Annotated in this window: 20 protein-coding genes; 10 read left to right on the forward strand and 10 right to left on the reverse strand. The window is 33.5% G+C overall.

Annotation, left to right across the window (positions count from 1 at the left end):
• The first annotated feature begins 92 nt into the window (after window positions 1–92).
• The gene (locus ABD077_RS04380) at window positions 93–1,955 is read left to right on the forward strand and encodes a SulP family inorganic anion transporter (protein ID WP_343910854.1); all 1,863 of its coding nucleotides are present in this window, start codon (window positions 93–95) and stop codon (window positions 1,953–1,955) included.
• Window positions 1,956–1,964: 9 nt separating this feature from the next.
• On the opposite strand, the gene ABD077_RS04385 is transcribed toward ABD077_RS04380, so the two are convergent.
• The 10 genes from ABD077_RS04385 to ABD077_RS04430 all read right to left on the reverse strand — a co-directional run bounded on the left by ABD077_RS04385 (window position 1,965) and on the right by ABD077_RS04430 (window position 14,143).
• Window positions 1,965–2,480: a CvpA family protein gene (locus ABD077_RS04385; RefSeq protein ID WP_299608738.1), complete on the reverse strand. Its 516-nt coding sequence runs from the start codon at window positions 2,478–2,480 to the stop codon at window positions 1,965–1,967.
• A 252-nt stretch (window positions 2,481–2,732) separates the two neighbouring features.
• The gene (locus ABD077_RS04390) at window positions 2,733–3,032 is read right to left on the reverse strand and encodes a type II toxin-antitoxin system RelE/ParE family toxin (protein WP_343911968.1); all 300 of its coding nucleotides are present in this window, start codon (window positions 3,030–3,032) and stop codon (window positions 2,733–2,735) included.
• Window positions 3,025–3,276 (reverse strand): type II toxin-antitoxin system ParD family antitoxin, encoded by a 252-nt coding sequence (locus ABD077_RS04395; RefSeq protein WP_299900708.1) that lies wholly within the window; start codon window positions 3,274–3,276, stop codon window positions 3,025–3,027. The genes ABD077_RS04390 and ABD077_RS04395 overlap by 8 nt, the downstream gene beginning before the upstream one ends.
• Before the next feature lie 159 nt (window positions 3,277–3,435).
• Window positions 3,436–4,503 (reverse strand): polysaccharide lyase family 7 protein, encoded by a 1,068-nt coding sequence (locus ABD077_RS04400; RefSeq protein ID WP_343910858.1) that lies wholly within the window; start codon window positions 4,501–4,503, stop codon window positions 3,436–3,438.
• A 346-nt stretch (window positions 4,504–4,849) separates the two neighbouring features.
• Window positions 4,850–6,835, reverse strand: coding sequence for a GmrSD restriction endonuclease domain-containing protein (locus tag ABD077_RS04405; RefSeq protein ID WP_343910860.1), 1,986 nt, complete (start codon window positions 6,833–6,835; stop codon window positions 4,850–4,852).
• Between the two features lie 3 nt (window positions 6,836–6,838).
• A complete protein-coding gene (locus ABD077_RS04410) occupies window positions 6,839–8,512 on the reverse strand; it encodes a DUF262 domain-containing protein (RefSeq protein WP_343910862.1) in 1,674 nt (557 codons plus the stop codon).
• Between the two features lie 197 nt (window positions 8,513–8,709).
• A complete protein-coding gene (locus tag ABD077_RS04415) occupies window positions 8,710–9,396 on the reverse strand; it encodes an Abi-alpha family protein (protein WP_343910864.1) in 687 nt (228 codons plus the stop codon).
• Between the two features lie 658 nt (window positions 9,397–10,054).
• Window positions 10,055–12,604 carry a carboxypeptidase-like regulatory domain-containing protein gene (locus tag ABD077_RS04420; RefSeq protein WP_343910866.1) on the reverse strand — a complete coding sequence of 850 codons (2,550 nt, stop codon included), beginning with the start codon at window positions 12,602–12,604 and terminating at the stop codon, window positions 10,055–10,057.
• Between the two features lie 30 nt (window positions 12,605–12,634).
• A complete protein-coding gene (locus tag ABD077_RS04425; protein ID WP_343910868.1) occupies window positions 12,635–13,534 on the reverse strand; it encodes a FecR family protein in 900 nt (299 codons plus the stop codon).
• 96 nt (window positions 13,535–13,630) lie between these two features.
• On the reverse strand, window positions 13,631–14,143 hold the full coding sequence (locus tag ABD077_RS04430) for an RNA polymerase sigma factor (RefSeq protein ID WP_299610722.1): 513 nt from the start codon (window positions 14,141–14,143) through the stop codon (window positions 13,631–13,633).
• Window positions 14,144–14,215: 72 nt separating this feature from the next.
• Between ABD077_RS04430 and ABD077_RS04435 the strand changes: the two genes are divergently transcribed.
• The 9 genes from ABD077_RS04435 to ABD077_RS04475 all read left to right on the forward strand — a co-directional run bounded on the left by ABD077_RS04435 (window position 14,216) and on the right by ABD077_RS04475 (window position 23,115).
• On the forward strand, window positions 14,216–15,784 hold the full coding sequence (locus ABD077_RS04435) for a 7TM domain-containing protein (protein WP_343910872.1): 1,569 nt from the start codon (window positions 14,216–14,218) through the stop codon (window positions 15,782–15,784).
• 60 nt (window positions 15,785–15,844) lie between these two features.
• Window positions 15,845–16,732 (forward strand): sugar-transfer associated ATP-grasp domain-containing protein, encoded by an 888-nt coding sequence (locus tag ABD077_RS04440; RefSeq protein ID WP_343910874.1) that lies wholly within the window; start codon window positions 15,845–15,847, stop codon window positions 16,730–16,732.
• Between the two features lie 16 nt (window positions 16,733–16,748).
• Window positions 16,749–17,882 carry a hypothetical protein gene (locus ABD077_RS04445; RefSeq protein WP_343910876.1) on the forward strand — a complete coding sequence of 378 codons (1,134 nt, stop codon included), beginning with the start codon at window positions 16,749–16,751 and terminating at the stop codon, window positions 17,880–17,882.
• 90 nt (window positions 17,883–17,972) lie between these two features.
• A complete protein-coding gene (locus tag ABD077_RS04450) occupies window positions 17,973–18,329 on the forward strand; it encodes a hypothetical protein (RefSeq protein WP_343910878.1) in 357 nt (118 codons plus the stop codon).
• A 64-nt stretch (window positions 18,330–18,393) separates the two neighbouring features.
• Window positions 18,394–18,810 carry a lipocalin-like domain-containing protein gene (locus ABD077_RS04455; RefSeq protein WP_343910880.1) on the forward strand — a complete coding sequence of 139 codons (417 nt, stop codon included), beginning with the start codon at window positions 18,394–18,396 and terminating at the stop codon, window positions 18,808–18,810.
• A 518-nt stretch (window positions 18,811–19,328) separates the two neighbouring features.
• Window positions 19,329–20,768 (forward strand): Kelch repeat-containing protein, encoded by a 1,440-nt coding sequence (locus tag ABD077_RS04460; RefSeq protein ID WP_343910882.1) that lies wholly within the window; start codon window positions 19,329–19,331, stop codon window positions 20,766–20,768.
• 99 nt (window positions 20,769–20,867) lie between these two features.
• Window positions 20,868–21,887, forward strand: coding sequence for a phenylalanine--tRNA ligase subunit alpha (gene pheS, locus ABD077_RS04465; RefSeq protein WP_299894042.1), 1,020 nt, complete (start codon window positions 20,868–20,870; stop codon window positions 21,885–21,887).
• A complete protein-coding gene (locus ABD077_RS04470; RefSeq protein WP_343910887.1) occupies window positions 21,888–22,283 on the forward strand; it encodes a hypothetical protein in 396 nt (131 codons plus the stop codon).
• Between the two features lie 217 nt (window positions 22,284–22,500).
• On the forward strand, window positions 22,501–23,115 hold the full coding sequence (locus tag ABD077_RS04475) for a hypothetical protein (protein ID WP_343910889.1): 615 nt from the start codon (window positions 22,501–22,503) through the stop codon (window positions 23,113–23,115).
• The last annotated feature ends 75 nt before the right edge of the window (window positions 23,116–23,190 follow it).

Consider the following 23,190-nt stretch of genomic DNA (forward strand, 5'->3'; position numbering starts at 1 on the left):
CGAGTTTGTAATACTTTTTAGACCTCTTTTTTGTTTTATTTTAATAGTTTTACATAAGACATTTAAACTTCTAAGGAAATAACATACGTATAATGAAAGGATTTTTTAGCAATTTTAAAGGAGATGCTTTTGGGGGATTAACTTCTGGTATCGTAGCATTACCATTGGCTTTAGCATTTGGAGTATCATCTGGATTAGGACCTACAGCGGGATTATACGGAGCTATTTTTATCAGTTTCTTCGCTGCCTTATTCGGAGGAACTAATACGCAAATCTCTGGGCCTACAGCACCAATGACTGCTGTAAGTATGGTGGTGATCGCTGGAATTATCGCAGCTAATGATGGAAGTGTAGAAAAAGCATTACCAGCCATCCTTACGATCTTTTTATTATGTGGATTGATCCAAATCCTATTAGGAGCCATCGGAATTGGGAAATACATTAAATATATTCCATATCCAGTAGTTTCTGGATTTATGACTGCGATTGGAGTGATTATCTTGTTAACCCAAATATTACCATCTGTTGGATACTATCCTAAAGAAGATGTTGAGTTTGTTTCAAAATTTAAACCAGAAGCAGAAGAAGTAATCCTAAAGAACATTTTAAAAGAAGAAGCGGGTAAAGGTATTTTGGTGCTAGAAGATTTTAAACAAACCATTACCAAAGCCGAAGCAATTTTAGAAGCTGATATCTTAAAAGAATCGCAAACATTAGCAGGAAAAGAAACCTCTGGTGCTTTAGGAACCATCAAAGCATTGCCTAGAGCTTTACAAAATATTAATTGGTTAGAGTTACTATTAGCGCTGGGAACCATTTTTATCATTTATGGTTTTAAACGAATTACAAAAGCGATACCTAGTACATTGGTGGCATTAGTAGTCATGTCTGGTATTGCCTATGGTTTCGGGTTGGATTATAGACCAATCAAAGAGATTCCAAGCGGTTTACCCATTCCAAGATGGGAAATATTTACAGGATTTAGTCTAGCTAGTGTTACACCTTATATTTTTACAGCATTTACGTTGGCATTATTAGGAGCGATTGACTCATTACTAACGAGTGTGATTGCGGATAATATGACAAAAACCAGACACAAACCGAATAAAGAATTGGTAGGACAAGGTATTGGTAACGCTATAGCATCATTGTTTGGAGGTATTCCTGGAGCAGGAGCGACCATACGAACTGTGGTAAATATCAATGCGGGTGGTAAAACCAAATTATCCGGAATGATTGCAGGATTGGTACTATTTGTAGTAATGTTGGGATTAGCACCTGTGGCTTCTAAAATACCTGCTGCTGTGCTTGCAGGAATCTTAATTACTGTAGGAATAGGTGTCATGGATTATAAAGGGCTAAAAGCAGTGCCGAGTATGCCTAAAGACATCAAACTAGGGCCTATTAAAGTAAGTTCTGAAGTATTGATCATGTTTGTAGTATTGATCTTATCTACTTTTTGGAATTTGGTGTATGCTGTAGGTATTGGATTGGTGATAGCCTGTTTGATGTTTATGAAAAAAATTGGGGATCTTACAGCAGAACGATCGGATGTAAAACCGCTGAAAGAAGAGGCTTGGAGTGATGAGAAAAACTTTCCGGAGAAGTTGAAAGAAGAGGTGTTTATTAAACATCTTAAAGGACCATTGTTCTTTGGATCTACGAGTGACTTCCAGAATTTAGCTGCGCAGATTCCGGATACGTCAAAAGTGGTGATCGTACGATTGGCCAAAATGCAGTATATGGATCAATCTGGATTATATACGATGGAAGAGATCATTCTAGGACTCCAGCAAAAAGGAATTAAAGTACTATTTGTAGGCTTGGCAAAGCAACCAAGATATATGATGGAACATATCGATATTGTACCTGATTTGGTTCCTGAAAATTATATATTCGAAGACTTTGATTCGTGTTTAGAATACATTCAGAATAATGTGAAGGATACGGTTTAAAAAATTATCTTAAACCTGTGTACTTTCTTCGGAAGTAGTGTTGTTGTCTTTTAAGATATTCGGTAAAATGGCTGGAGCCAAACTTTTTACAGGAGCATACAAAATCGATGCATCTAAGGTTTCCTGCTTAATGATTTTTAAAGATCTGTTGGCAGCGTCGATAAAGATGATGACTACACTGGCGATAAAAGCAAATTTTAATACACCAAAAGCAGCGCCCAACAACTTATTAAGAATCCCTAAGGAAGCAAAATCTGCAATTTTGGTTAGTAGTTTTCCTGCCAAAGAGATCAGAATGACAACACCGATAAATGTGATCGCAAAGGCGGTTAATTTAAGTGCACCATCGCTCCAATCCACATATTGTGCTAGATAATCACCTACGTAATAAGAAAAGTGTACAGAAATATAAATACCTGCCACTAGCGCAACTAAGGAGGCTAAGGAAACAAACAGCCCTTTGCTAAACCCTTTGATAAGTCCCCAAAGAAGTAAAATGCCAAGAATAATATCAATATAATTCATCGATGTGGTTTCTTTAGACGAATATACTGTTTTCTATTAAAATTCGTATCAACCATTTTTTTGGTATACATCTTTACATAGGTAGTATTCAAAGTCAAAAGATATTTGCACGTATTACAAATCCGCTAGATCATAATTTTGTCATTCCGCACTTGATGGGGAATCCATTTGCATAATGTAGGTTTATATAATTCGTCAAAGACGAGCGCTAGTGTGAGAACAGATGAACTATAGAAATTGTTGCGGGTAGTTTTATTCAAGTATTCGTTTTTTTAAATCCATTCTTTCATGCAAAATCCTTGTGATTTCTACATAATTTTCGTCCGTAGTTCGATAGAAAATAATATGTCGATTTGCTTTTGCTCCATAGAGATTTTTAGTAATTCTCTTGTAGTTTTTTCCTAAATCTGGATTATAAGCTATTTCTTGGCAATTGGAAATCAACATTTCATAATATTTGTCGGCTTGTTGTTCTGACCAAACCTCTAAAGTATAATCCCAAATCTTTGATAAATCCTCAACCGCTTTATTGGTCAGTTTGAATTTAGCGATTCGATTGTTTTCTTGCTTTTAGAGATTTAAGATGGTCTTTGGGGTTAAAATCATGAGCAATTCCACTGTCAATTCCTTCTTGAATAGCATTTTTTAGGGCTGCAGCTTTACTTTCCTCTTCTTCTAAAAGTCTTAGTCCTGCACGAATTACTTCACTTACATTTTTAAACCGTCCTTCCTTAATTCTACTCTGAATAAACTGATCAAAATAATTTCCAAGTGATATTGATGTATTTTTACTCATTTTAGCATTGTTTATTTCAAAAATACCAAAAATTGGTAAAAAGGGCAAATTTGGTGATTATCCACAACGGTAAATATAACGAACATAGTTGTCCAAAAGGGTAATTATGTTTGTGGGGTAGCGTTTATGTTGTCTACCTTAAAACAGTATGATCATCTTTTATTTTGGAGGTGTGCCGGAACCAATAGTAGCTTCTAAAAACCATACTTCCGTATAACTTCCTTTTTCATATTGCTTAGCGATATCACCACCATAAGTTGCTGCACCGGTATGCCAAAGCATATTTTTTTCAGGATCTTTCCCATTGGTTTGATTATAAACACCTTGTTTAAAATAAACCAACTCTCCTTTATACGCTGTGTCACGTTCTATTCCGTCTCGGCCAATAGGCACAAACATTTTCTTAACCTGTTCTGGCAAGTCTGAGCGTTTTGTATATTCAGAAGAGATAAGATTTTTAGTAAATGTTTTGGTTGTATGGCCATCACTTTTAAAGGTAAGATACATGATGCCTTTATACACGTTTACTTCATAACTAATTTGTTCTCCTAATGCTATACCGTCTTCAGGTTCTGCAGGAAACTCATCTTTGGTTGTTCCAACGACAGACATATCATATCCCCAAACGGCACTAGAATAATCCCATCTTCCTGAGTTGTCATCACCTTCGGTGTTGATTTCATAATTCCAAAAAACGGAACCTTTCGCATGACCTGGAAATTTCTTGTAAAATATTTTTAAGGGTTCATTTTCATGTCCTTCGCCACTATGAATCTGGCCAATCACCGTAGAATATGAAGCGGCAACTCTAGCATCGCCAGAAGTAGAAACATGCATAACTTTACACGTACCTGTTAGTTTACCACCTTGTTCGGGTGTCCATTCTCTTTTTTCCTGTAACTCTGTTCTTGTATTACTAGAGTTTTTAGAAGTGACTCCAGAGTTTGGAGTTTTATAAACAACCCAAGATCCTGTATTATCCATAGCAGTATAGAAAAAGTCTTTTTCTTCAAACTTATCGAGATCTTTTACATGCTTTCCATTTCCAAGGAGTATTTTAAATTTATCCATAAACGGAATTACATCGCTTGGGTATGTGATTTTTTGAGTTGGAGCAGAGACTTCTTCTTTAGTAGCGTTATTACTCGTATTAAAACAACTATTTAGGAAGACGCATCCAGTAAGCATCAAAAAAGCTGTTGATAAGTTGATGTTTTTTCTATTCATTGTATAAACTTTTTTAAAGTGTATTTTTTTAAACACAACATCCATCGCCAGCTCCCGATTTTGTCATTCCGCACTTGATGCGGAATCTATTTACATCATGTAAGGTGTACGGTACTCTATATAGACTTTAGATAGCGTAAGCTAAGCTTACAAAATATAATCCTGACGTATTATGAAATTGTACTTCCTACTCATAATGTCTAAAAGTAGTTAAAATACGCATACATAATTTTTTAAACCTATTTCGGTATACTTTTCTTACTCTTACACGGCACCCGAAAGGATTCGGGCGCTAGCGGCGGGATCGAAGGCACTGGGCATAGACGAGCGCCAGTGTGGGGTTTATTTACTCAACTTTGACACATCCTTCAATATCTCTAGGTCGCATACTTTTCAATAAGTAACAACATGTTTCATCCTCTGGGATAGCTATATAATTAGATTTACTCTGATTATCTAACCAATCTGTTTCTTTAATCAATTTCACCTTCCAGGTTGGCATACTTATCGGAGGATCAAAATTACTAGAGATTTCTTTAAGTGCAGAACTTCTAAGTTTCAATACCAGTTCTTTGAAGTAATCTCTGTATAATTCTCTACCTTTATAGTTCCCATAAATAAAATACTCTAATTCTCTATACTTCTCAATTAGACATCGTTTATTTGCACTTACGACATTCCAAAAAGACCACCAATAGCCATAATATTCATAGTTTCCATTTGAATCTGGTATCGTTAACATTGCACGTCTGAAATCGTTGTTGATATCTGTATCAACTGAAAAATGCTCCCTTATTACAGTTTCAATAGTTCTAAGTTTAGAAATTTCAAGTGATTTGCTATTAAAATTATGATCTATGCAATGTAGAGCAAACTCAATTCTTCCTTGAAGTAAATTTGTATCTTCTGTATCATGCAGTACACTTTTGGCGTCTGGGTTGTTAATAATGAGACTTGCTTTTAATCTTTCTTCGTCAATTTGTTCTCTGGCAAATGTGGATTTCACTTGATTTTCACTTAAATACAAATAAATATCATTACATCCTTTGGCTAATTCATTGACTAAGTTAATGACTCCTTCAAAGGTTTCTGGGCTCCTAATTATGGCTGGTCTCTTACCATTTTTAGTAACATCACCTCTAGAAATAATATTTCGAATAACCCTCATCCAATCAAGATATTTAGAATCTTCAAATGTCTCATGTCTAAGTAAGAATTCTATTTCAGCAAAAAATAATACTTTTTGTGAATATGATGCATTTGAACCTTCTTTTATTATCGCACTGAGAATTGAATTATCCGGTTGATGTTGAAAAAGAGGGAAATTAATTTCTGGGATACTTGATTTTAAATCTACATAAATGTCAAATACGTTTACTAAGTATTTAAATGAATCTTCAGAAAAAAAATAGGACTTTATACTATCTGGTTTTTCCTGTATTGATCTTAATCTTATTGTTCTAGAATCAGATTTCTCTAATGCTGTCCTTATCATTGCAATCGTTGAAATAAACCTAATGAAAAAACTATCTATGTTGTTTGTGGTTCTTTGTAACCAAAATAAATCAGTCCAAATGGAATCTATTTTGTTAGCGAAAGATTGCTTGAATTCAATATTCTCTTCCCATTTTTCATCACTAATTCTTTTTTCAAAGCTAGCTTTGAAATTTTCAAAAGATGATAGTAATTTCCCCCTAGCATTCATTTTAATATATAAATCATCTGTTAGTCCAATATCTTCCAGGTCTACATGATAAAAGTCTATCAGGCAATCTTCGGAGGTTAATTTTTTCCATAAATCCTGAACATTAAAATATTTATGATGAATATCATCTATCATTCGAAGCATGGAATCTATCGTAGGGTCTTTTTTCCAGGAGAGAAAAAACCAAGAAGAGTCAGTTATTTTTGAACTCAAGAGAGTTGTATCTAAATTAATTTCAATTGCATTCGAAATAAGTGATTCGCAGAACTCTCTTGAACTTATCCGGGTCTCATATTTAAATTTGGTCAATATATTTTCGAATTTTTCTCTGGGTATATCTTCTTTTATTGCAGCGTACCAATGTAGAAGATATAAAGTAGTTAATCTTTGCTGCCCATCTAAGGGTTGAAATGAGTCATTAACTATACTTCCATAAATAAAATCTAATCGAATACTTTTAGATTCGTTTAAACTATTGAAAAGAGCATTTAGAAAATTTGATCTAATCTCGTCTTTTTCTATCCTCCCTTGAGCATAATCTCTTTGAATAATAGGAATCTCTATGTTATGGGATTTGATTAATTTCCAGAAAGTAGTTATTTTCCCTTGATAAGTTTTTTGAGTCATTGCTTATATTGTTATATAGTCTTTCAAAACGTTTGTTAAGTCTTGATAATAATTATCTCTATCTTCTTGAGTCCAGAAAGATATTTTAGGAGGGTAATCACTGAAATACTTTAAAAAGACATTTTTTGTTCCTAAAGGGATAAATGTTCCGTTTTTCTCTCTATCAATTATTGTCTTTCTTTTAATAGGAAAAACAGCGTTTTTGTACCCACGATTTGTTTCTGAATCTAATAATGTTAGGTTAGATATGTCATTGACGTCTGATTCAGGTAAATATGTGTTGAAGTGTTGAATCATTCGTTTATAAATCAATTCAAATTCTTCATCGTCATCGTAACTAGTATCTTCTATTTCAGCTTTTAATTCTTCTCCGTTGGACAATGTTATATCGATGAACACTTTTGCGTCAGATAGCCATTGTTGTCTATTTATTGGTAAGCTATCTGTAACCGAAGTAATATGTTCAATGTCCCAATTTCCTGTTTTGTATATTTCGAATGGAAAATAGGAATTGTCATTTTCGTTATTTAACATTATTAATATATTATACAAAAGAAGTACGTTTTTTATTTCCTTGTCTCCATATTGCAAATCTTCCAAAGTTACTTTTTTTAAACTATGTTTAATTCTATCGTCCAAGTAAGATCTAAATTCCGTTTTAGTAAAATCTTTCGATATTTCATAGATTTCACTAATTGATAAATATTCAATAGAAACTAAATATCCAATTTTGTGATACAAATCTCTTTCTTCAAACCATTCTAAAAATCTTTGCTGATAATTTTTAATCTCTAGCCAATTATTTTCAATGGTTGAAAAGTTTTTATTTTTAAATTTTTCATTAAAGAATCGGAAAGTTGAATAATTATCATCTTGATCTATTTGATCGTTCATCAATTCAAAAATAAATTCAATTCTATTTGTTTTGGCTTGATTTGCATTAAGAAAGTACCAAAACCTGTCATCTTGCAAAGTTTGTTCAATTTGATCCCATTCCGATGATATTTCTAATTGTTTAATTCTTAATTTTTCGGGATAGCTACTGTCAAAGTTTGAACTATTTAAAAATAATGCTTTTATTAACTCCGCGTTTGTTAATGGTATCTTTCCAATATTCAATCTCGTGAATACTGCAATTGTATCTTCTTCCGAACTTTCATACCAGATAACTTTAGCACTGAATTTAAACTTCGATTCATAAGCGTTTCTATTAAAGCCGGGTTTGTTAAACCAGTTGCATATGAATCTATAGGCATTTGAGATATGATGAAAATCAATATTTTCATTATTGTCAACTTTTCTGTTTAGTTCTTCTTTCAAAAATTGAGTAGAATTACTTCTCGTCTGATAACTAAGACTGAAGAGCTTTCCTCTATTTTCTTCAGTATATACGGAATTGAGATAATGCAGTATTAAGTATATTGTAGTCAATCTTTGTTGACCGTCGATAACTTCATATTTGCCGTCCTCTCTTAGTTTTATTACGATAGGCTGCAGGCAGTACCATGTTGTTTCATCTGGATTACTCTCTAATTGTTTTGGACGAAATTCATCAATATCATTTAATAAATCTTCAACTTGCTTTTCACTCCATCTATATCCTCTTTGGTAAGCTGGAATAAAAAACTCGTAATCTTCTAATTCATATATTGCTTTTACTTCTAATTTATTATCCATTGAAATTTAAGTCTATATTTTATAAAGTTTAATATATCTGTCGTTGTGCGCCAGAATGGCACCTTACTTCTCTGATCTTTCTGGCCATTGATTAATAACATTTACCTTCTAAAATCATTATGTCTTAATAAATACAAAATAACTAGTCGATAGGTCAATTTGGTTATATGGTCTATATAAGTTGTTAGGTATAGTTTTTATTCAGTTATTTGTTTAATTAATTCAGCACCAAATTTGGAAATCCTAAAAGAGTCAGAAGCTATTATTTCATTTTCAGGAAGTTTATCAAAATTAGAATATATACTGTTATAGTTTGAATTGTCCTTAAATTTTGGAGGTTCTTCTTCAATCAATCGTAACCTTAATAAATTATCGATAAGTAATATCCCTGTGTGATAATCTGAATGACTATTTCTGATCAAATCATTTTTTTCTAAGTAAGGTCTTTCATTACTAGTTAATATAAAACTTCTAGAATTTAAGTAAGTCAAAATGTAGAATTCATTTACTGATATTTGGTTTAGGACTTGACTAAAGAGATGACAAGCATCAAATCGGTTATTTGGATTCATTGTGTTTGCCAATAATTTGGCCCAACCATCTTGCATTATTTCTTCTTCCTCAAATGAAGCAAATTCTAACAGAGTGGAAACATCTTTTATAGGTATTTTTTTTGGTATTTCGATACCTTTACTTTTTAAGAATCCACGAGCTTTAGTAATAATATTTACTTGATTTTTAAATCTCCAATACTTGACTTTATCAGTAAAAATTCCAGTTCCTTCCATTATTGGACCAGCCACAATTTTCTCAATAAAATCTAAAGCTTTTTCAGCTGCTTGTCCAATACCTTTCGCTATTTCAATTTGTGATTTCTCGTCCATATCGTTAAATTTTGCCCACGTAGTTATATTTTCAATAGTACAGCTATATTAGTTATGTTTTGTAAATACAACCCAAGTAGTACACTTACACTTATTAAACGTTCTAATATAACTAAAAATTCCCCACTTATACAATATTGTTTTTTACCAACACCCCATACGAGTATGCCCTAGTCCCCTTGGCGAACTGGTTTTAAGAATCAAATGAATACTTCGAGCTGTTAATTTTAGGGTTGTGAGCCCTTACAGAAGTGCTTCTAGGCCATTAAGTAACCCTTTTTTGCCATACAAAAAGCCTTGTATGGTATCCTAAAAGGGTTGTTAGGCCAAAGAACACTCCTTGTAAGAAGTATTGTAATCCTTCGAAATAGTTCAGTAACGCTTCGAAGTAGTTTGGTATGGGGTAGTAGGGAGTAATTAATTAGTAAGAGGTTGTTTTTTAATACCTCGAAGAGCTTTTATAAAGTTAAGAGGGTTTGTGTTCTTTGTCACACTGAGCTTGTCGAAGTGAAATTGAAAACTAAGTTTTTATAGGTCTTCGACAAGCTCAGACTGACAACAAGAATACTTAATTTAATAATATTACCCTTGGTTTGGCAATGAAAAAAAGAAAAGCAGTTTAAGGAGTAAGTGTTTATCAATACAAAAATGTATACACCTAAAAACTCATTCTAAACGTAACATTAGGCGTAATGCCCAAAGACTGTTGGCGTATGATATCTAACTCTGCATCGCCATCAGCATTTTCATCTAATTGGTAATTGATGGCTATAGGCACTTGTCTGTTATAAAGATTTAATACGGAGACTCCAATGTGTCCTTTCCAATCTTTATTTTTTATAATATCAAAATGATAGGTCAGTGAAGCATCTAACCGATGATAATTAGGTAAGTTTAGTGCATTGGGGGTACCAAATTCGATCTCCTCATCTACCAGATCGGCATCGGTAAAGGGAGCACCAGACCTCCATAGCCAACCCAAAGAAAACTCCCAATCCTTTATTTCTAAAGTATTCGAAATCCGAAAATTATGAGTGATATCATTATTGCCCGGAAAAGAAGCTTCCTGAAATTCTGGGAAGGTATACTCAATGTTATTAAAGGTATATCCAATCCAGGTTCTAAAATTTTTAAATCTTCTTTTTAATAAAACATCTACGCCTACCACATCACTTTCTCCAGTAGATAAATCATTATTAATATTATTAAATCCATTGGTAAGAGAGGTAAGACCATCAATATTTTTGTAATAACCATCGATTTCGAAATTCCAATTGTTTTTGGAGAATAAGAACCCTCCAGAGAATTGTAAGCTTTCTAAAACAGGTATTTCATCATTATCCGAATGAATCCATAAATTGTTTTCTAATCGTAATTTCGTATCTTCAAATTCTACTAGCTGGCTGATAGGTTGATATCGTAGTTCTCCAGTAGCTTTGATGCGTAAGGAATTCGTAATCGGATATTCTATATTAATACGCGGTTCTACATAGAATTGATCTACCACCGAATAATGAGAAGCACGAAATCCAAGGTTCACAGAACCTTTTTGATCAGTGGTGTATTTATAATTGCTATAAAGCGTGTTCGCACTATTTTTTATGAGGTCTGTTTCATTAATCGGAGTTTCAAAAGTTCCCTCTCTTGTAACCGTATAAGACACTTCGTTATTAGAAAACTGATATCCTAATGCTAGCGAGCGTTTGTTGTTAAATTTGTACTGCAAATCCACATCAAAACCGATATCTTCTACCGTATTTTTTCGGATGGATTGTTCCTCGATAACCGTTTCTTGTGTTTCTGTAAAGTTATAATCAGAATCATACTTAGAATAGTACCCTTTGATATTTGCCTCAATGTTGTTGAAACTGGTATGAATCCAAGAAAAACTTATGCCTTCATTTTGGATCGTAAGATTGTCTCGTAGTTGATCTTCTTCATTATTAATCTCAAAAGCGAGATCGTTTTTGGTATAAATACCGCTTACACTAAGGTTATTATGCTCGGTTATATCTGCAATGAGTTTTACACTAGTATCGTAGAAAAAGAAATTGTTATCCGAGACTTCTTCTTCGATTTCATCTTCTTCTTCGGCATCAATAGGATTTAAAGCCTCAGTGATTTTCGTATTCTGAAACACTTTTTCGAAATAAGCGGAATAGGTAGGAGTTTCGAGATAATCGGTATACGCTCTTCTTCCGGAAACAATGACTCCTATGTTTTTTCCGATAGGAGCTTTTAGAAATAGATCCGCATGAGTACCATTAATACCAGCACCGCCTTCTAATTTTTCGGGAATTTTGTGATCACTAGAAATGTCGATTACTCCAGAAACTCTGTCTCCGTATTTAGGATCAGCGCCACCTTTAAATATTTTTGCATCTGATACCACATAGGGATTAAAAGCAGAAATTAACCCAAACAAATGTCCGGTATTATACATTTTTATATGATCCCAAAGGATTAGATTTTGATCGGGAGAACCTCCTCTAATCTGAATTCCGGTAGCGGTTTCATCCGGACTATTGATGCCAGGAATGGATTGTATACTCTGAAAAACATCGGGTTCGATTTGTCCGGGTAAGATTCCCAATTCCTCATTAGTGATGATAAGGGATCCATCGATATTTTTTCCCAGTCCTTTGGTAATGTACTCTATGATAAGTACTTCGTCTAATGTGGTACTTTCTTTTATTAGCTGAATCCGTTGGCAATCTGATTTTTTAAAAGCAGTAACAGGAATGGCTTTTTCGCTATATCCCACATACTGAATGGAGATGGTAGCAGTTTTATTAATTTTTTCGAATATGAAAAAACCATTTTCATCGGAGATCACACCTTCATTAGATTCGTTTATGACAATAGTGGCATAGGATAGAGGACTGTTGGTTTCACCATCATATAGATATCCACAAATGGTTGTTTTGGTATCTGGCGTACTCACCGTAATTTGTCTTTCAGAAATCTTGTTATACGAAAGTTTTGTTAGGGATTGTAGCGTAGTTAGTATTTCATCAATAGGAGTATTATCAAGGCTAATAGAAACGGATTTGCCTTGTATAATATCATTGCTGTAAGAGAAAATCAGTCCGTAAGATTCAGAAATATCGGTAAGTACTTCTTGCAATGGAGCATTTTTATACTCCTTTACAATTTGCGCTTGTGCTGAGTAGGTTACTAGTAAAAGGAATACAATAGTTTTCTTCACGCTTGTTTTATTAAATAACGGTGGGAGTTTTTATTTATTAGACAGTTTTATTTCTTTTCCGTTTACGATATATTCAATATTCATAGGGACCAACACTGATTCTAAAGCAAGGTTGACATCGTTATGTACAAAGCCTCCAGAAAACAATTTATGTTCATCTATAGAGGTTCTCACAAAAGTTATGTTGTATTGTCGTTCTAATTCATCTAACACTTCTTTTAGTGGAATGCTATTAAATAAACTTTCTCCTTGTTTCCACAGTGGTTGGGTCTCCGAAATTTTTACTTTATTTAGGCTGTTATCCTTTAGAAGAACAGACTCGCCTTTTGTAATGATTTCTTGTACATCAGCACTGGTTTGCACCTTTACTTTTCCCTCATAACAAGCCACTTCAAAAATGTGATCTCTAGACTTTACATTAAAAATAGTTCCTAGTACTTCGACTTCTCCAGCGGTAGTTACTACTGTAAAGGTTTCTCCTTTTTTTACAGTAAACAATCCTTCACCTTTTAAATCTATTTCTCGGTTTTGAGACCAAAAGAAACGATTGTACGATAGCGATGATCCCGCATTTAGATCTGCTTTGCTACCATCTGGTAACGTGATGGCAAGTCGTTCTCCGTATGCGGCTTCATGGGTTACTTTATTAAAAAATAATCCTATCACTAGCAGTATGGATGCTGCAGCAGAAATGGTGTAAAGAATAGGTTTTAATGGAATAACCTTTTTCTTTTTTTGGTGTTGTAATTTTTCTAAGGTTACCGAAAGAGAGGTTTCTTCATCAAAAGGAGGCGCATGAAAATACTCCAGCCCTTTTACAATTTTCTCATAATCTTCAAGCTCTTCAGATGTAGAAAATTGTGCTAGCTCGTCATTGGTTAAATCATTGTTTAACCATTTTGCCAAATATGGATCTTTATCCTCTTCCATGTAGTGTAGTTATGTTTCGAATACTCAGATGTTTTAAAAATATCATTCAGGTTTAATATCCGTATAACCGGCGTTTAGCAAAATACCCTACCTCGCTTAAATATTTTTTATAATCTTTCTTAGTTTTTTAAGGGCATTGTGCATTCTTTTTTCTACTGCTTTCACCGAAATTCCTAGCATTTCGGCGATTTCGTTATATGTTTTTTTATCGATTCTATTAAGTAAAAATACTTCTCGTTGTGCTTCAGAAAGATCTCCAATAGCATTTTGGAGCTTTATCATAAACTCCTTTTCTTCTAGAATAAAATCTGGAGATTCATGGTTTCTGTCGCGATGTGAAAGTTTGGAGTAGGCTAACCTCACTTTTTGATGTTCTACCTGATTTAAAAATAAATTGGTGGATACCTTATATAAAAAAGCTCTGGCTTTTTCCAGGATTACCTTTTTACAATTATTCCATAAACGAATAAAAGATTCTTGCATGATATCTTCTGCCTGGTCAGGATCTCCACATTTATAATAGATATGATTTCTAATGGTTCTGGAGTGCGTTTTGAACAATTCGTTAAACACGTCTTGTTCACAAACAGATTTAGAGGATACACTCATATGTGAATTTTTTTTCGGTCCAGGGTAGGGTATTTTTTTTCTGCCCGGTTATACAGCCAAAAATAACTTATTATGAATTCCAAAACAAATCTTAGAACTGTGGTACTCCTAATTACAGTGATCGCCTTAACCTCTATTGCTTTTAAATTAAAACCCATCATATCTAGCTATGATGATTTTAATCCAGACAAAGTTTATAAAGTAAACTACAATTATTTTTTTAAGTCTGGAAATAAAAATACTTATGTAAAAGCATTTGTTCCGAAGAATAATTCGAGACAAAGAATTTCGGTAGGAAGCATCTATTTAGATAGTACGCTACATTTTAGTAAAAAGGAAGAACAGCATGAAAATCTAAGAGCGGTTTGGAGTACTGATAGTAAGGATTCATACCATAATGTGAATTATGAGTTTATTTTCGAAGGAAAGGATAAAAGTTATATCATCCCTAAGAATTTTCTGAAAACTGCTGGTGGATATGAGTTGTTTTTACAGCCTACAGCAAATATTCAGTCGGATCATGATATGATCACGGATTTAGCAAAACAACTGGTACAAAATGTTAGTACTGATAAGGAAATAGTTAGTACTGTTTTTGAATATGTTTCTAGCATTCCTTCGGCACCAATTATTACCCTTACGGATGCGCTTACTACGATTAAACAGAATAGAGCTTCCTGTAATGGAAAAAGTAGGTTATTTGTTGCCTTATTACGGAATTTAGGATATCCAGCTAGAATTAAAGGAGGAATTATAGCTGAGAACACAACCAAAAGAACATCCCACGTATGGGCAGAAGTGCTTATCAATGAAAATTGGATTCCATTTGATACGCTCAACAATCATTTCGCATATCTACCCTCTAATTATTTAGAAATATATCAGGGAGATGAGTTTTTAATCACACATACATCTGGAATTCAGTTTGATTATACCTATCAGATCGAAGAAATGAATCATATCGCTTTTTTGAAGATGAACTCTGAAGAAATTTCAAAGCTGTCTGGTATTTCTCTTTGGAGTATGGTGGAATCTGGCATTATCTCAAAATCTTCCTTACATCTATTATTACTATTGCCATTAGGAGGATTACTAGTAGCATTTTTAAGAAATGTTGTCGGGATAAAAACCTTTGGAATTTTTCTTCCTGTTTTAATTGCATTTTCTCTGTTACATACTGGTTTTTTTACAGGAATTATACTATTTGTTGGGTTGATTCTATTGGTTGGTTTGATCTCGTATCCATTTGATTCTATTGGATTATTGTATACGCCTAAACTGGTGGTTTCACTAACCATTATGGTAGGTTTAATGATTATTGCTACCAATATTGGGTTAACTTTTGATATCAGTTGGTTAACTACATTAACATTTTTTCCAACGATCATTTTAACCATAGCAGCCGAACGGTTTTCTAGAGCTACGGTCGAAGATGGCTATAAAATTGCAATTGACAAGCTATTCCAAACGATCTTGGCTACAACACTCTGCTATGGATTATTATCCTGGAAAGTACTGCCTTCTATCCTTATCATTTTTCCAGAAATTATTCTACTCATTATCGCGTCAGCAATGCTTTTAGGAAGATATATAGGAATTCGATGGACAGAATTATACAGATTCAAACCTGTACTACAATAGGCGTTCTTACCCTATAGCGAACATACTTTACAACAATATACCATCAATAAACAAAAGACTATGCTTTCAACATTTTTAAAAATAAAACCATCCAAAAAAAATGAAGTGGTGGGTTTAAACGAAAGGAATATAAAATTCATCTATCCCAATAATAAGAAAAAGGATTATCCCTTGGCGGATGACAAAGTTCGTACCAAAGAAATTCTACATCAGCATCAGATCCCATGTGCTAAAACATATGCAGTCGTAGCGTATAATAATGATATCAAAAAAGCTTGGGAAGTATGCAAACAATATGATGCGATGGCGATTAAACCCGCAAATGGATGCGGTGGTGGTGGAATAAAAATTATTAAAAGAGATCGTGATGGGAATTGGATCAGTAGCGGAAAAGTAATTACAGAACGACAAATATTTCAGCATATGGCTGCGATCATTATGGGATTCTTTTCTCTAGGTTCTCATGATAGGGTTTTGATTGAAGAATGCATAGAACCGCACCCTTTTTTCCATAAAATTTATGCGGCAGGAGTTCCTGATTTTAGAATCATCACACTCCATCAAAATCCCGTGATGGGAATGCTAAGAATGCCAACAGATAGATCCGATGGAAAAGCAAACCTTCATCAGAATGGAGTAGGGATTGGAGTGGATTTAACAATGGGAACATTAACGGAAGTGTATGATGGTAAAAATTACTTTGATCATCATCCCGATAGTGGATTTGTGATACAAAATATACCTATTCCCTACTGGGAAGAGATTCTTAAAATATCTATTGATACGGCAAGAGCTTTTCCTTTAAACTATCTAGGGATTGATATTGTCATAGACAAAAATAAAGGACCTCAGATTATGGAGATCAATGTGCGTCCGGGATTGGGGATTCAACTGGTGAATAAACAAGGATTAAAAAAAGCAATCAAAGAACAAATAAAAAACTATTAAAAAGGAGAAGAAATTTATGAATACAATAAAGATTTGGATAACCGTTTTGTTGGGGTTTATATATATGCAATCATTTAGTCAGATTAAAAACACCTTCAATATTGGCACTGAAGGCGGCTATGAATACAATTATTTCAGAAGTCCAAAAGAGATACGAACTGATGAAGGAATTTTAAATGAAAGTGATTTAATATCAAGTAGTTTTTATCAGGATATCGAAGTGAACTACAAATTTAGATATCGATGGAAAAACAATCGATTTAGAATTTCGGCAAATCCATTTGCAAGGATTTTTTATGAAAACATGGATGATAGCTATTGGAGCTTTAATACCGTAGCAAAATATGATTATAAGTTTAATAGAAAAACCGCTCTTATTGCCGAAGCTCGATTGATGAGAATGAATAGAGAAGGACTTGGAGGAGATCAGGATGTGCTTATTAATCCATTAGGTTATACAAATTATGGAGGAACACTAGGAATCGAGTTTACACCATTTAAAAACAACGAAAGTTTGGTAGAAGGTTTTTATAATTTTAGAAATTTTGATGCATTTGGAGTAAGAGATTTACAGTATAGTGAGTTTGGTGCTTGCTTCTCTTCTGTGCAAACATTCAAAATAGGTCGATTGAAACATAAATTAGGGTTAAATGTATATGCCAAAAAAAGACTGTATGATACGTTTAATGCCAGTGATGTTGAGCCAGATGGAGAAAGAGATTGGGATTATGTAAAAGGTACTTTGTCTTATGGATTACCAATCAATAAATACTTACAAGTAAAGCCTAGTTTTGTGTATTACATGCGAATTGATAATTCTACGAATCGCTCTGGATTTAATCAATTCGGTCCAGGAATCGCATTGAGATATAAAAATAAGAATACCAAGGTGCGTAGCTCTTTTTCATTTATAACTCGAGATTACACAGATATTGAAGCAAGAAATACTGAAGGAGTAATTGGAGAAAATTTAAAGTACGAGTATGCTAACTTCCAATTAAACGCATCTCAGAAGATCGGAGGTGGTTTTTCTATCACGACTACATTGTTTTCTAGAATTAGAAGTACAAATTATACCGATATAGACGCCAGATCATTTAGGAATTATAGAAATCAATATGCTGGTATAGGCATATTGTGGGAGTTTTAAGATTTCTCCCGAATTGATGGTTGGTTTTTTAGTTAAGCGTTACTTTTGTAGCGCTTAATTTTTTATATATAACAAGCAAAATATTTGAGTATGGCTAGAGACGAGAAGCTTAAAGAACGATGGGAGATACTAGTTCAAAAATTATCTGCTCAATTTGGTGATGGTGAAGAACTGGATTTGGATGCAATCATATATTTAATAGGTGTTCAGGAATTGGGTCAGGTGCATCGTAGATTTAAGAAAGATGAAAAATTGGATCTCATGCATATTGCTATCTGTAGATTACTAGAACCCTATGGATATTATGAATTTGATTATTTTGATGATGATGGATGGCCTCATTATATCATTAAAGAACAACTACCTAATCTGAAAGCAGGAGAACAATCCGTTTTAATGAAAGAGGCTATTGTGAATTATTTTTTGGCGAGTGAGTATATTTTTTAAAAAATGACGCAACCTATTTTATAGCTTTTCATCTAAGGTAGGTAATAATTAAAAAAACAGTCTAATGAAAAAACTTATTGTAGTATTTGTAGCAACACTTTCTTTATGTATTACTTCTTGTGGAAGTGATGATGATGGGGTAAGAGATCCATTGATCGGTGCTTGGCAGTTTACTGAAGCATTTGAAAACGGAGAGTCAATTACCTCGGATCCTTGCGACCTTCAGGATATTTTAACTTTTAACGCTGATTTTGCATATGTAGGAAGGTTTTTTGAGGATGATGGATCAGGAACTTGTATTGAATTAGAATTAGTTACAGGTACTTGGGAGAATGGTGGAAACAATGTATATAGCTTTACTAGTGAAGGTGAAACTGATACAGAAACTATTACATTCTCTGAGAATACCTTTACTATTGAGTATTCAGAAACTTTTGAGGGTACAACTACAGTATACAGAGAAGTGTATACAAGAATCTAAACGATACACAAAACAAGACCAAAAAAAGGGAGCCGATTAGGTTCCCTTTTTTTTATTGATATTTAATATTTAGTAATTATCTACTCATGGCATACCAGCAAGCCGAAGGAAGATTACTAATTAAGTCTTTTAATCCTTTCATATCAATAATCAGAATTCCAAAAAATAACTTTTTCATATCCGGCAATTTTTAATTAAACATTATACCATAGCCAACTTTTAGCTACGCACCAATACATTACATTTATTAAGTTAGGTAAGGTTGTTTGGGAAGATTGTATTAACAGATTTAATATCTATTTTAATACACTTAAATATAACAAATTATTGAAGTATTTTCAAGAGTTTTAACGAGCTTTAACGTACTTTTTTATAGTCTTTTATACTTTTATGGGAATAATCAAGGTAAAAAGTGTAAATGTCTAATGAAAAACTGACTTTTTACATATTTATCTGCACTCATTTTATCTTTTCTTTACTTATTTTTGCAAGCTCATTAATCAAAAAAAGGAATAACAATGAAGAAATTGAGCTGTTATATTTATTTTTTCCTAATCATTACTACTATATCATGTGGATCGGATGATGAAGGAAACTTACCTGAAGAAACAGGTGATATCACCAATACCCTAGAAATTCTTACTGGTGATTCACAAAAAACATGGCGTATTGAAAGTGCCAGAATTACAACAGAGGGTAAGTCGGGATCTTTTGATATATCAAATGAATCGAACGTGAAGGATGATGTATTTATTTTTTCTACTGCCATTGTGGATAATCCTGATGTATCAGAAGTACAACTATCGGTAATCTGGAAACAAAGAGAAGCTGTAAACTGGAACGCTACCTCAATAGAAGAACTCTATAAAGATGTATATGAAAAGGAAATAAGCTTTGGATTGCAAATTTTAGGAACTAATGCAAATACATTTATCGGATTCAGTGGTCTTTTTGATTTTACAGTAACCAATGATACGATTACAGGTAAGATAAAAGTTGCCGAAGGAGTCTTTTTAGAAATCACTCTAAAACCAGGTTTAGAAACTGTTATAACTGAAATCCCAAATGAATTAAGTTTAACAGAAACAGGTTTTTATAACATTGAAGGATACGGAATAGGAATGACTGGTTCTAATGAGCAAAACTCATTATACATAAGTAGACGAGGAGAAATAGATTTCGACTGTAGTACTGCTGCGCGGTTAGAAGAAATTATAGAATATAATCTAATATCAGGAGAGTTTGTTAGCAAATCTTTTTGTCAAACCTCAGGATTCTTTAATAAAGAGCCAGAAATTATTGATGGACAGTTAGTAGTAGTAGCTAGTAATGCGTTTAATAAATATTCTTTGGATCTTGCGAATGATCCTATTTCTACAGATAACGGCATTGAAACGAGAGTATTTTCAAGGCATAAAACAGCAAGTTTTGATCAAGATATCTTTGTTTTAGGATCTACGTTAGATGTCGGAGGAGGAGATGAACTTTCTGATAAACTGTATAAGTATAATGTATCTTCGGAACAAATAACTGAAGAAAGTAATTTGCCAGAATCCTTATTTTCGGCAGATGCAGAAATAGTAGATAATAAATTGTATTTGTTTGGAGGAAGCAGTGATCACGCAGAAGCTAACTCCAGAAATACGGTGCATACGTATGATATGAATACCAACAACTGGGAAAGTTTTACTTTGCCTAAAGCAGTAAACAGAACTTTTGCAGCAAGGTATCATCATCTTATATATGTGGCGGGGAATCTGGTTGAGAACAATGAACTTCAATCATTTTTTGGCGTTTTTAATACAATAGACAATACATTCACTGAAATTAGCTTGGATTTCGGAATTGCAGATATAGGCGTTATTAGGCAATTGACTATCGTAAGAAACAAAATGATTATTGTTGTTGACGATACTACCGGAGCCTCCATCAAGCTTTTTGAAACAGAATTGGATTAAAAAAGAAAGTTTTATAAAACGATCAACGCTTTCTGGAAAGAAGGCGTTTTTTTATTGTTTTAATTCGTTAAATTTGCTCTCTCTAATAAGCACAAGATCATGATCGACAAGATTAAAGAGTATATATCGGAAGTTGAAGATTTTTCAGCAAAAACCAAAGAAGAAGTAGAAGCATTCAGAATAAAGTTTTCTGGTAAAAAAGGATTGGTAAATGATTTTTTTGCAGAATTCAGAAATATAGCGAACGATCAGAAAAAAGAATTTGGTCAAGCTATCAATGCGCTTAAGGTTGCAGCTGAAGAGAAAGTGAGAGCTCTGAAAGATGAATTAGAATCTAAAGAAGAAGAAAAAGGTGCTTATGGAGATCTAACAAGACCATCAGAACCAATTGCTCTTGGTTCTAGACATCCCATATCATTGGTAAAGAATCAGATTATTGATATATTTTCTCGTATTGGTTTTAATGTAAGTGAAGGTCCAGAGATTGAAGATGACTGGCATAATTTTACCGCACTTAATTTACCAGAGTATCATCCAGCACGTGATATGCAGGATACGTTTTTTATTCAAACTGATCCTGACATCTTATTGCGTACCCATACGTCTTCTGTACAGGTGAGATATATGGAAGAGAACAAACCACCGATCAGAACGATTTCTCCAGGGCGAGTATATCGCAATGAAGCTATTTCGGCAAGGTCGCATTGTTTTTTCCATCAGGTAGAAGGATTGTATATAGATAAAGACGTTTCTTTTGCAGACCTAAAGCAAACATTACAATATTTTACTACCGAAATGTTCGGTAAATCTAAGATCAGACTACGTCCATCTTATTTCCCGTTTACAGAACCAAGTGCAGAGGTAGATGTGTATTGGGGACTAGAGACCGAAACGGATTATAAAATGACCAAAGGAACAGGTTGGTTAGAGATCATGGGTTGTGGTATGGTAGATCCTAATGTCTTAAAAAACTGCAATATAGATCCAGAGGAATATAGTGGTTTTGCGTTTGGTATGGGAATCGACCGTATTGCGTTATTATTATACGGAGTTTCGGATATTCGTATGCTTAGCGAAAATGACGTACGCTTTTTAGAACAGTTTAAATCAGCCTTATAATTGAGAAAGGACATAGAAATACCTGTTGTAAAAGATGTACACATTGCTGTGGTAAAAGAATGGAATGAAGAGTTCGGCGGATATGATTGGAACTCATATATCATTAATGATCTAGAAACACCCATAGAAATGGTATTTGTGGTAACAAAAGGCTACAATACCGAAAAAAAGACTTCTTTATTACGTCACGGAATAGGTACGGTAGAAGCCAAATCATCTGCTAAAATAGAGATGATCCAAGAAGAGTTATTCGCGATGAATAATGAGTTTGCGGTTTCGTTCTTTTCGGAAGGTAAATTATACGATAAGAAATACATCTTCAGAAAAAATACTATCAACGAGAATGCTTTTCGAGATCTTCCTGTTATGGAACAACGTGGTGTTTTAGTTTCTTAAATATTTCAGTTAAATAACTTCCTTAAAAACAGTTAAATACCCTGTGTATAGATGTGCGTAAGCATGTACATTTGTCTCGTATTTCATAATTAAAACTTTCACAAATAACTTTAAAGTGAATTGAGCATTTATAAAGTTATCAAAATCTTCCCCAGTATCATTGGTATACCAACAACCAATGGTAATGGGGATTTTTTAATCTTAAAACCTAAATAATATGAAAAAAGTATTTTTTTTAGCGATAGCAATAACGATTGGGGTATTCTACGCATGCGAAAGAGAAACTGTAGAAGAAAAAACAGAAGTTGAATCTATAGAAGCGATTGATGTAACAGACGCTGAAGGCAAAAGATATGGTAGATGTTTCTATTTAATAGAGCCAGGATTGAAGTTTCAGGGGAGATGCTATAGCACATTTCCAAGTATCTGTAAAATGTACAAAATTTGTATACCGGATATCATCTATGATCCATGTTGGTTCGTACCGTGCTGGATAGATATTTTTGATCCTTGGATTATTTATGAAAAGATAGATCCGAGAGAGTTTATTTCTATCAAGGATAAATTAGAACTGGATATTGATCCAGAAGAAGCTGTAATTCCTTTTGCTTTAAATGAAAGAATTGCTGGATTACAAGTATATAACGAAGAGGGTATACTAAAAGGAGAGACTTTTGTAATTAAAGAAAATCTCGTTTTGGATGCTGAGGTTTCTAAGGAGCTTGGATTGCAAGGGAATGTGGTAAAAGCAGGAGAGTATCCTGTTATTATTAACAAAGAGAGTGAAACTTTTAACGTCATTTTGGCTGTAGAAAAAGGTTTCGAAAGATAATATCTATGTAAAATCATCTTAAAGATTGAAATCCACAATGTGGAAAAAAAATGTTGGTAAAATAAAGGCTGGTAT

The organism is Aquimarina litoralis, assembly GCF_039523995.1.
In the GTDB taxonomy this organism is placed as follows: domain Bacteria; phylum Bacteroidota; class Bacteroidia; order Flavobacteriales; family Flavobacteriaceae; genus Aquimarina; species Aquimarina litoralis.

Bases quoted from the DNA above. Each gene is read 5' to 3' on its own strand.
- ABD077_RS04380 (WP_343910854.1), top strand. From the start codon at position 93: ATGAAAGGATTTTTTAGCAATTTTAAAGGAGATGCTTTTGGGGGATTA.
- ABD077_RS04385 (WP_299608738.1), bottom strand. From the start codon at position 2,480: ATGAATTATATTGATATTATTCTTGGCATTTTACTTCTTTGGGGACTT.
- ABD077_RS04395 (WP_299900708.1), bottom strand. From the start codon at position 3,276: ATGAGTAAAAATACATCAATATCACTTGGAAATTATTTTGATCAGTTT.
- ABD077_RS04400 (WP_343910858.1), bottom strand. From the start codon at position 4,503: ATGAATAGAAAAAACATCAACTTATCAACAGCTTTTTTGATGCTTACT.
- ABD077_RS04405 (WP_343910860.1), bottom strand. From the start codon at position 6,835: ATGACTCAAAAAACTTATCAAGGGAAAATAACTACTTTCTGGAAATTA.
- ABD077_RS04410 (WP_343910862.1), bottom strand. From the start codon at position 8,512: ATGGATAATAAATTAGAAGTAAAAGCAATATATGAATTAGAAGATTAC.
- ABD077_RS04415 (WP_343910864.1), bottom strand. From the start codon at position 9,396: ATGGACGAGAAATCACAAATTGAAATAGCGAAAGGTATTGGACAAGCA.
- ABD077_RS04425 (WP_343910868.1), bottom strand. From the start codon at position 13,534: ATGGAAGAGGATAAAGATCCATATTTGGCAAAATGGTTAAACAATGAT.
- ABD077_RS04430 (WP_299610722.1), bottom strand. From the start codon at position 14,143: ATGAGTGTATCCTCTAAATCTGTTTGTGAACAAGACGTGTTTAACGAA.
- ABD077_RS04435 (WP_343910872.1), top strand. From the start codon at position 14,216: ATGAATTCCAAAACAAATCTTAGAACTGTGGTACTCCTAATTACAGTG.
- ABD077_RS04440 (WP_343910874.1), top strand. From the start codon at position 15,845: ATGCTTTCAACATTTTTAAAAATAAAACCATCCAAAAAAAATGAAGTG.
- ABD077_RS04445 (WP_343910876.1), top strand. From the start codon at position 16,749: ATGAATACAATAAAGATTTGGATAACCGTTTTGTTGGGGTTTATATAT.
- ABD077_RS04450 (WP_343910878.1), top strand. From the start codon at position 17,973: ATGGCTAGAGACGAGAAGCTTAAAGAACGATGGGAGATACTAGTTCAA.
- ABD077_RS04455 (WP_343910880.1), top strand. From the start codon at position 18,394: ATGAAAAAACTTATTGTAGTATTTGTAGCAACACTTTCTTTATGTATT.
- ABD077_RS04460 (WP_343910882.1), top strand. From the start codon at position 19,329: ATGAAGAAATTGAGCTGTTATATTTATTTTTTCCTAATCATTACTACT.
- pheS (WP_299894042.1), top strand. From the start codon at position 20,868: ATGATCGACAAGATTAAAGAGTATATATCGGAAGTTGAAGATTTTTCA.
- ABD077_RS04475 (WP_343910889.1), top strand. From the start codon at position 22,501: ATGAAAAAAGTATTTTTTTTAGCGATAGCAATAACGATTGGGGTATTC.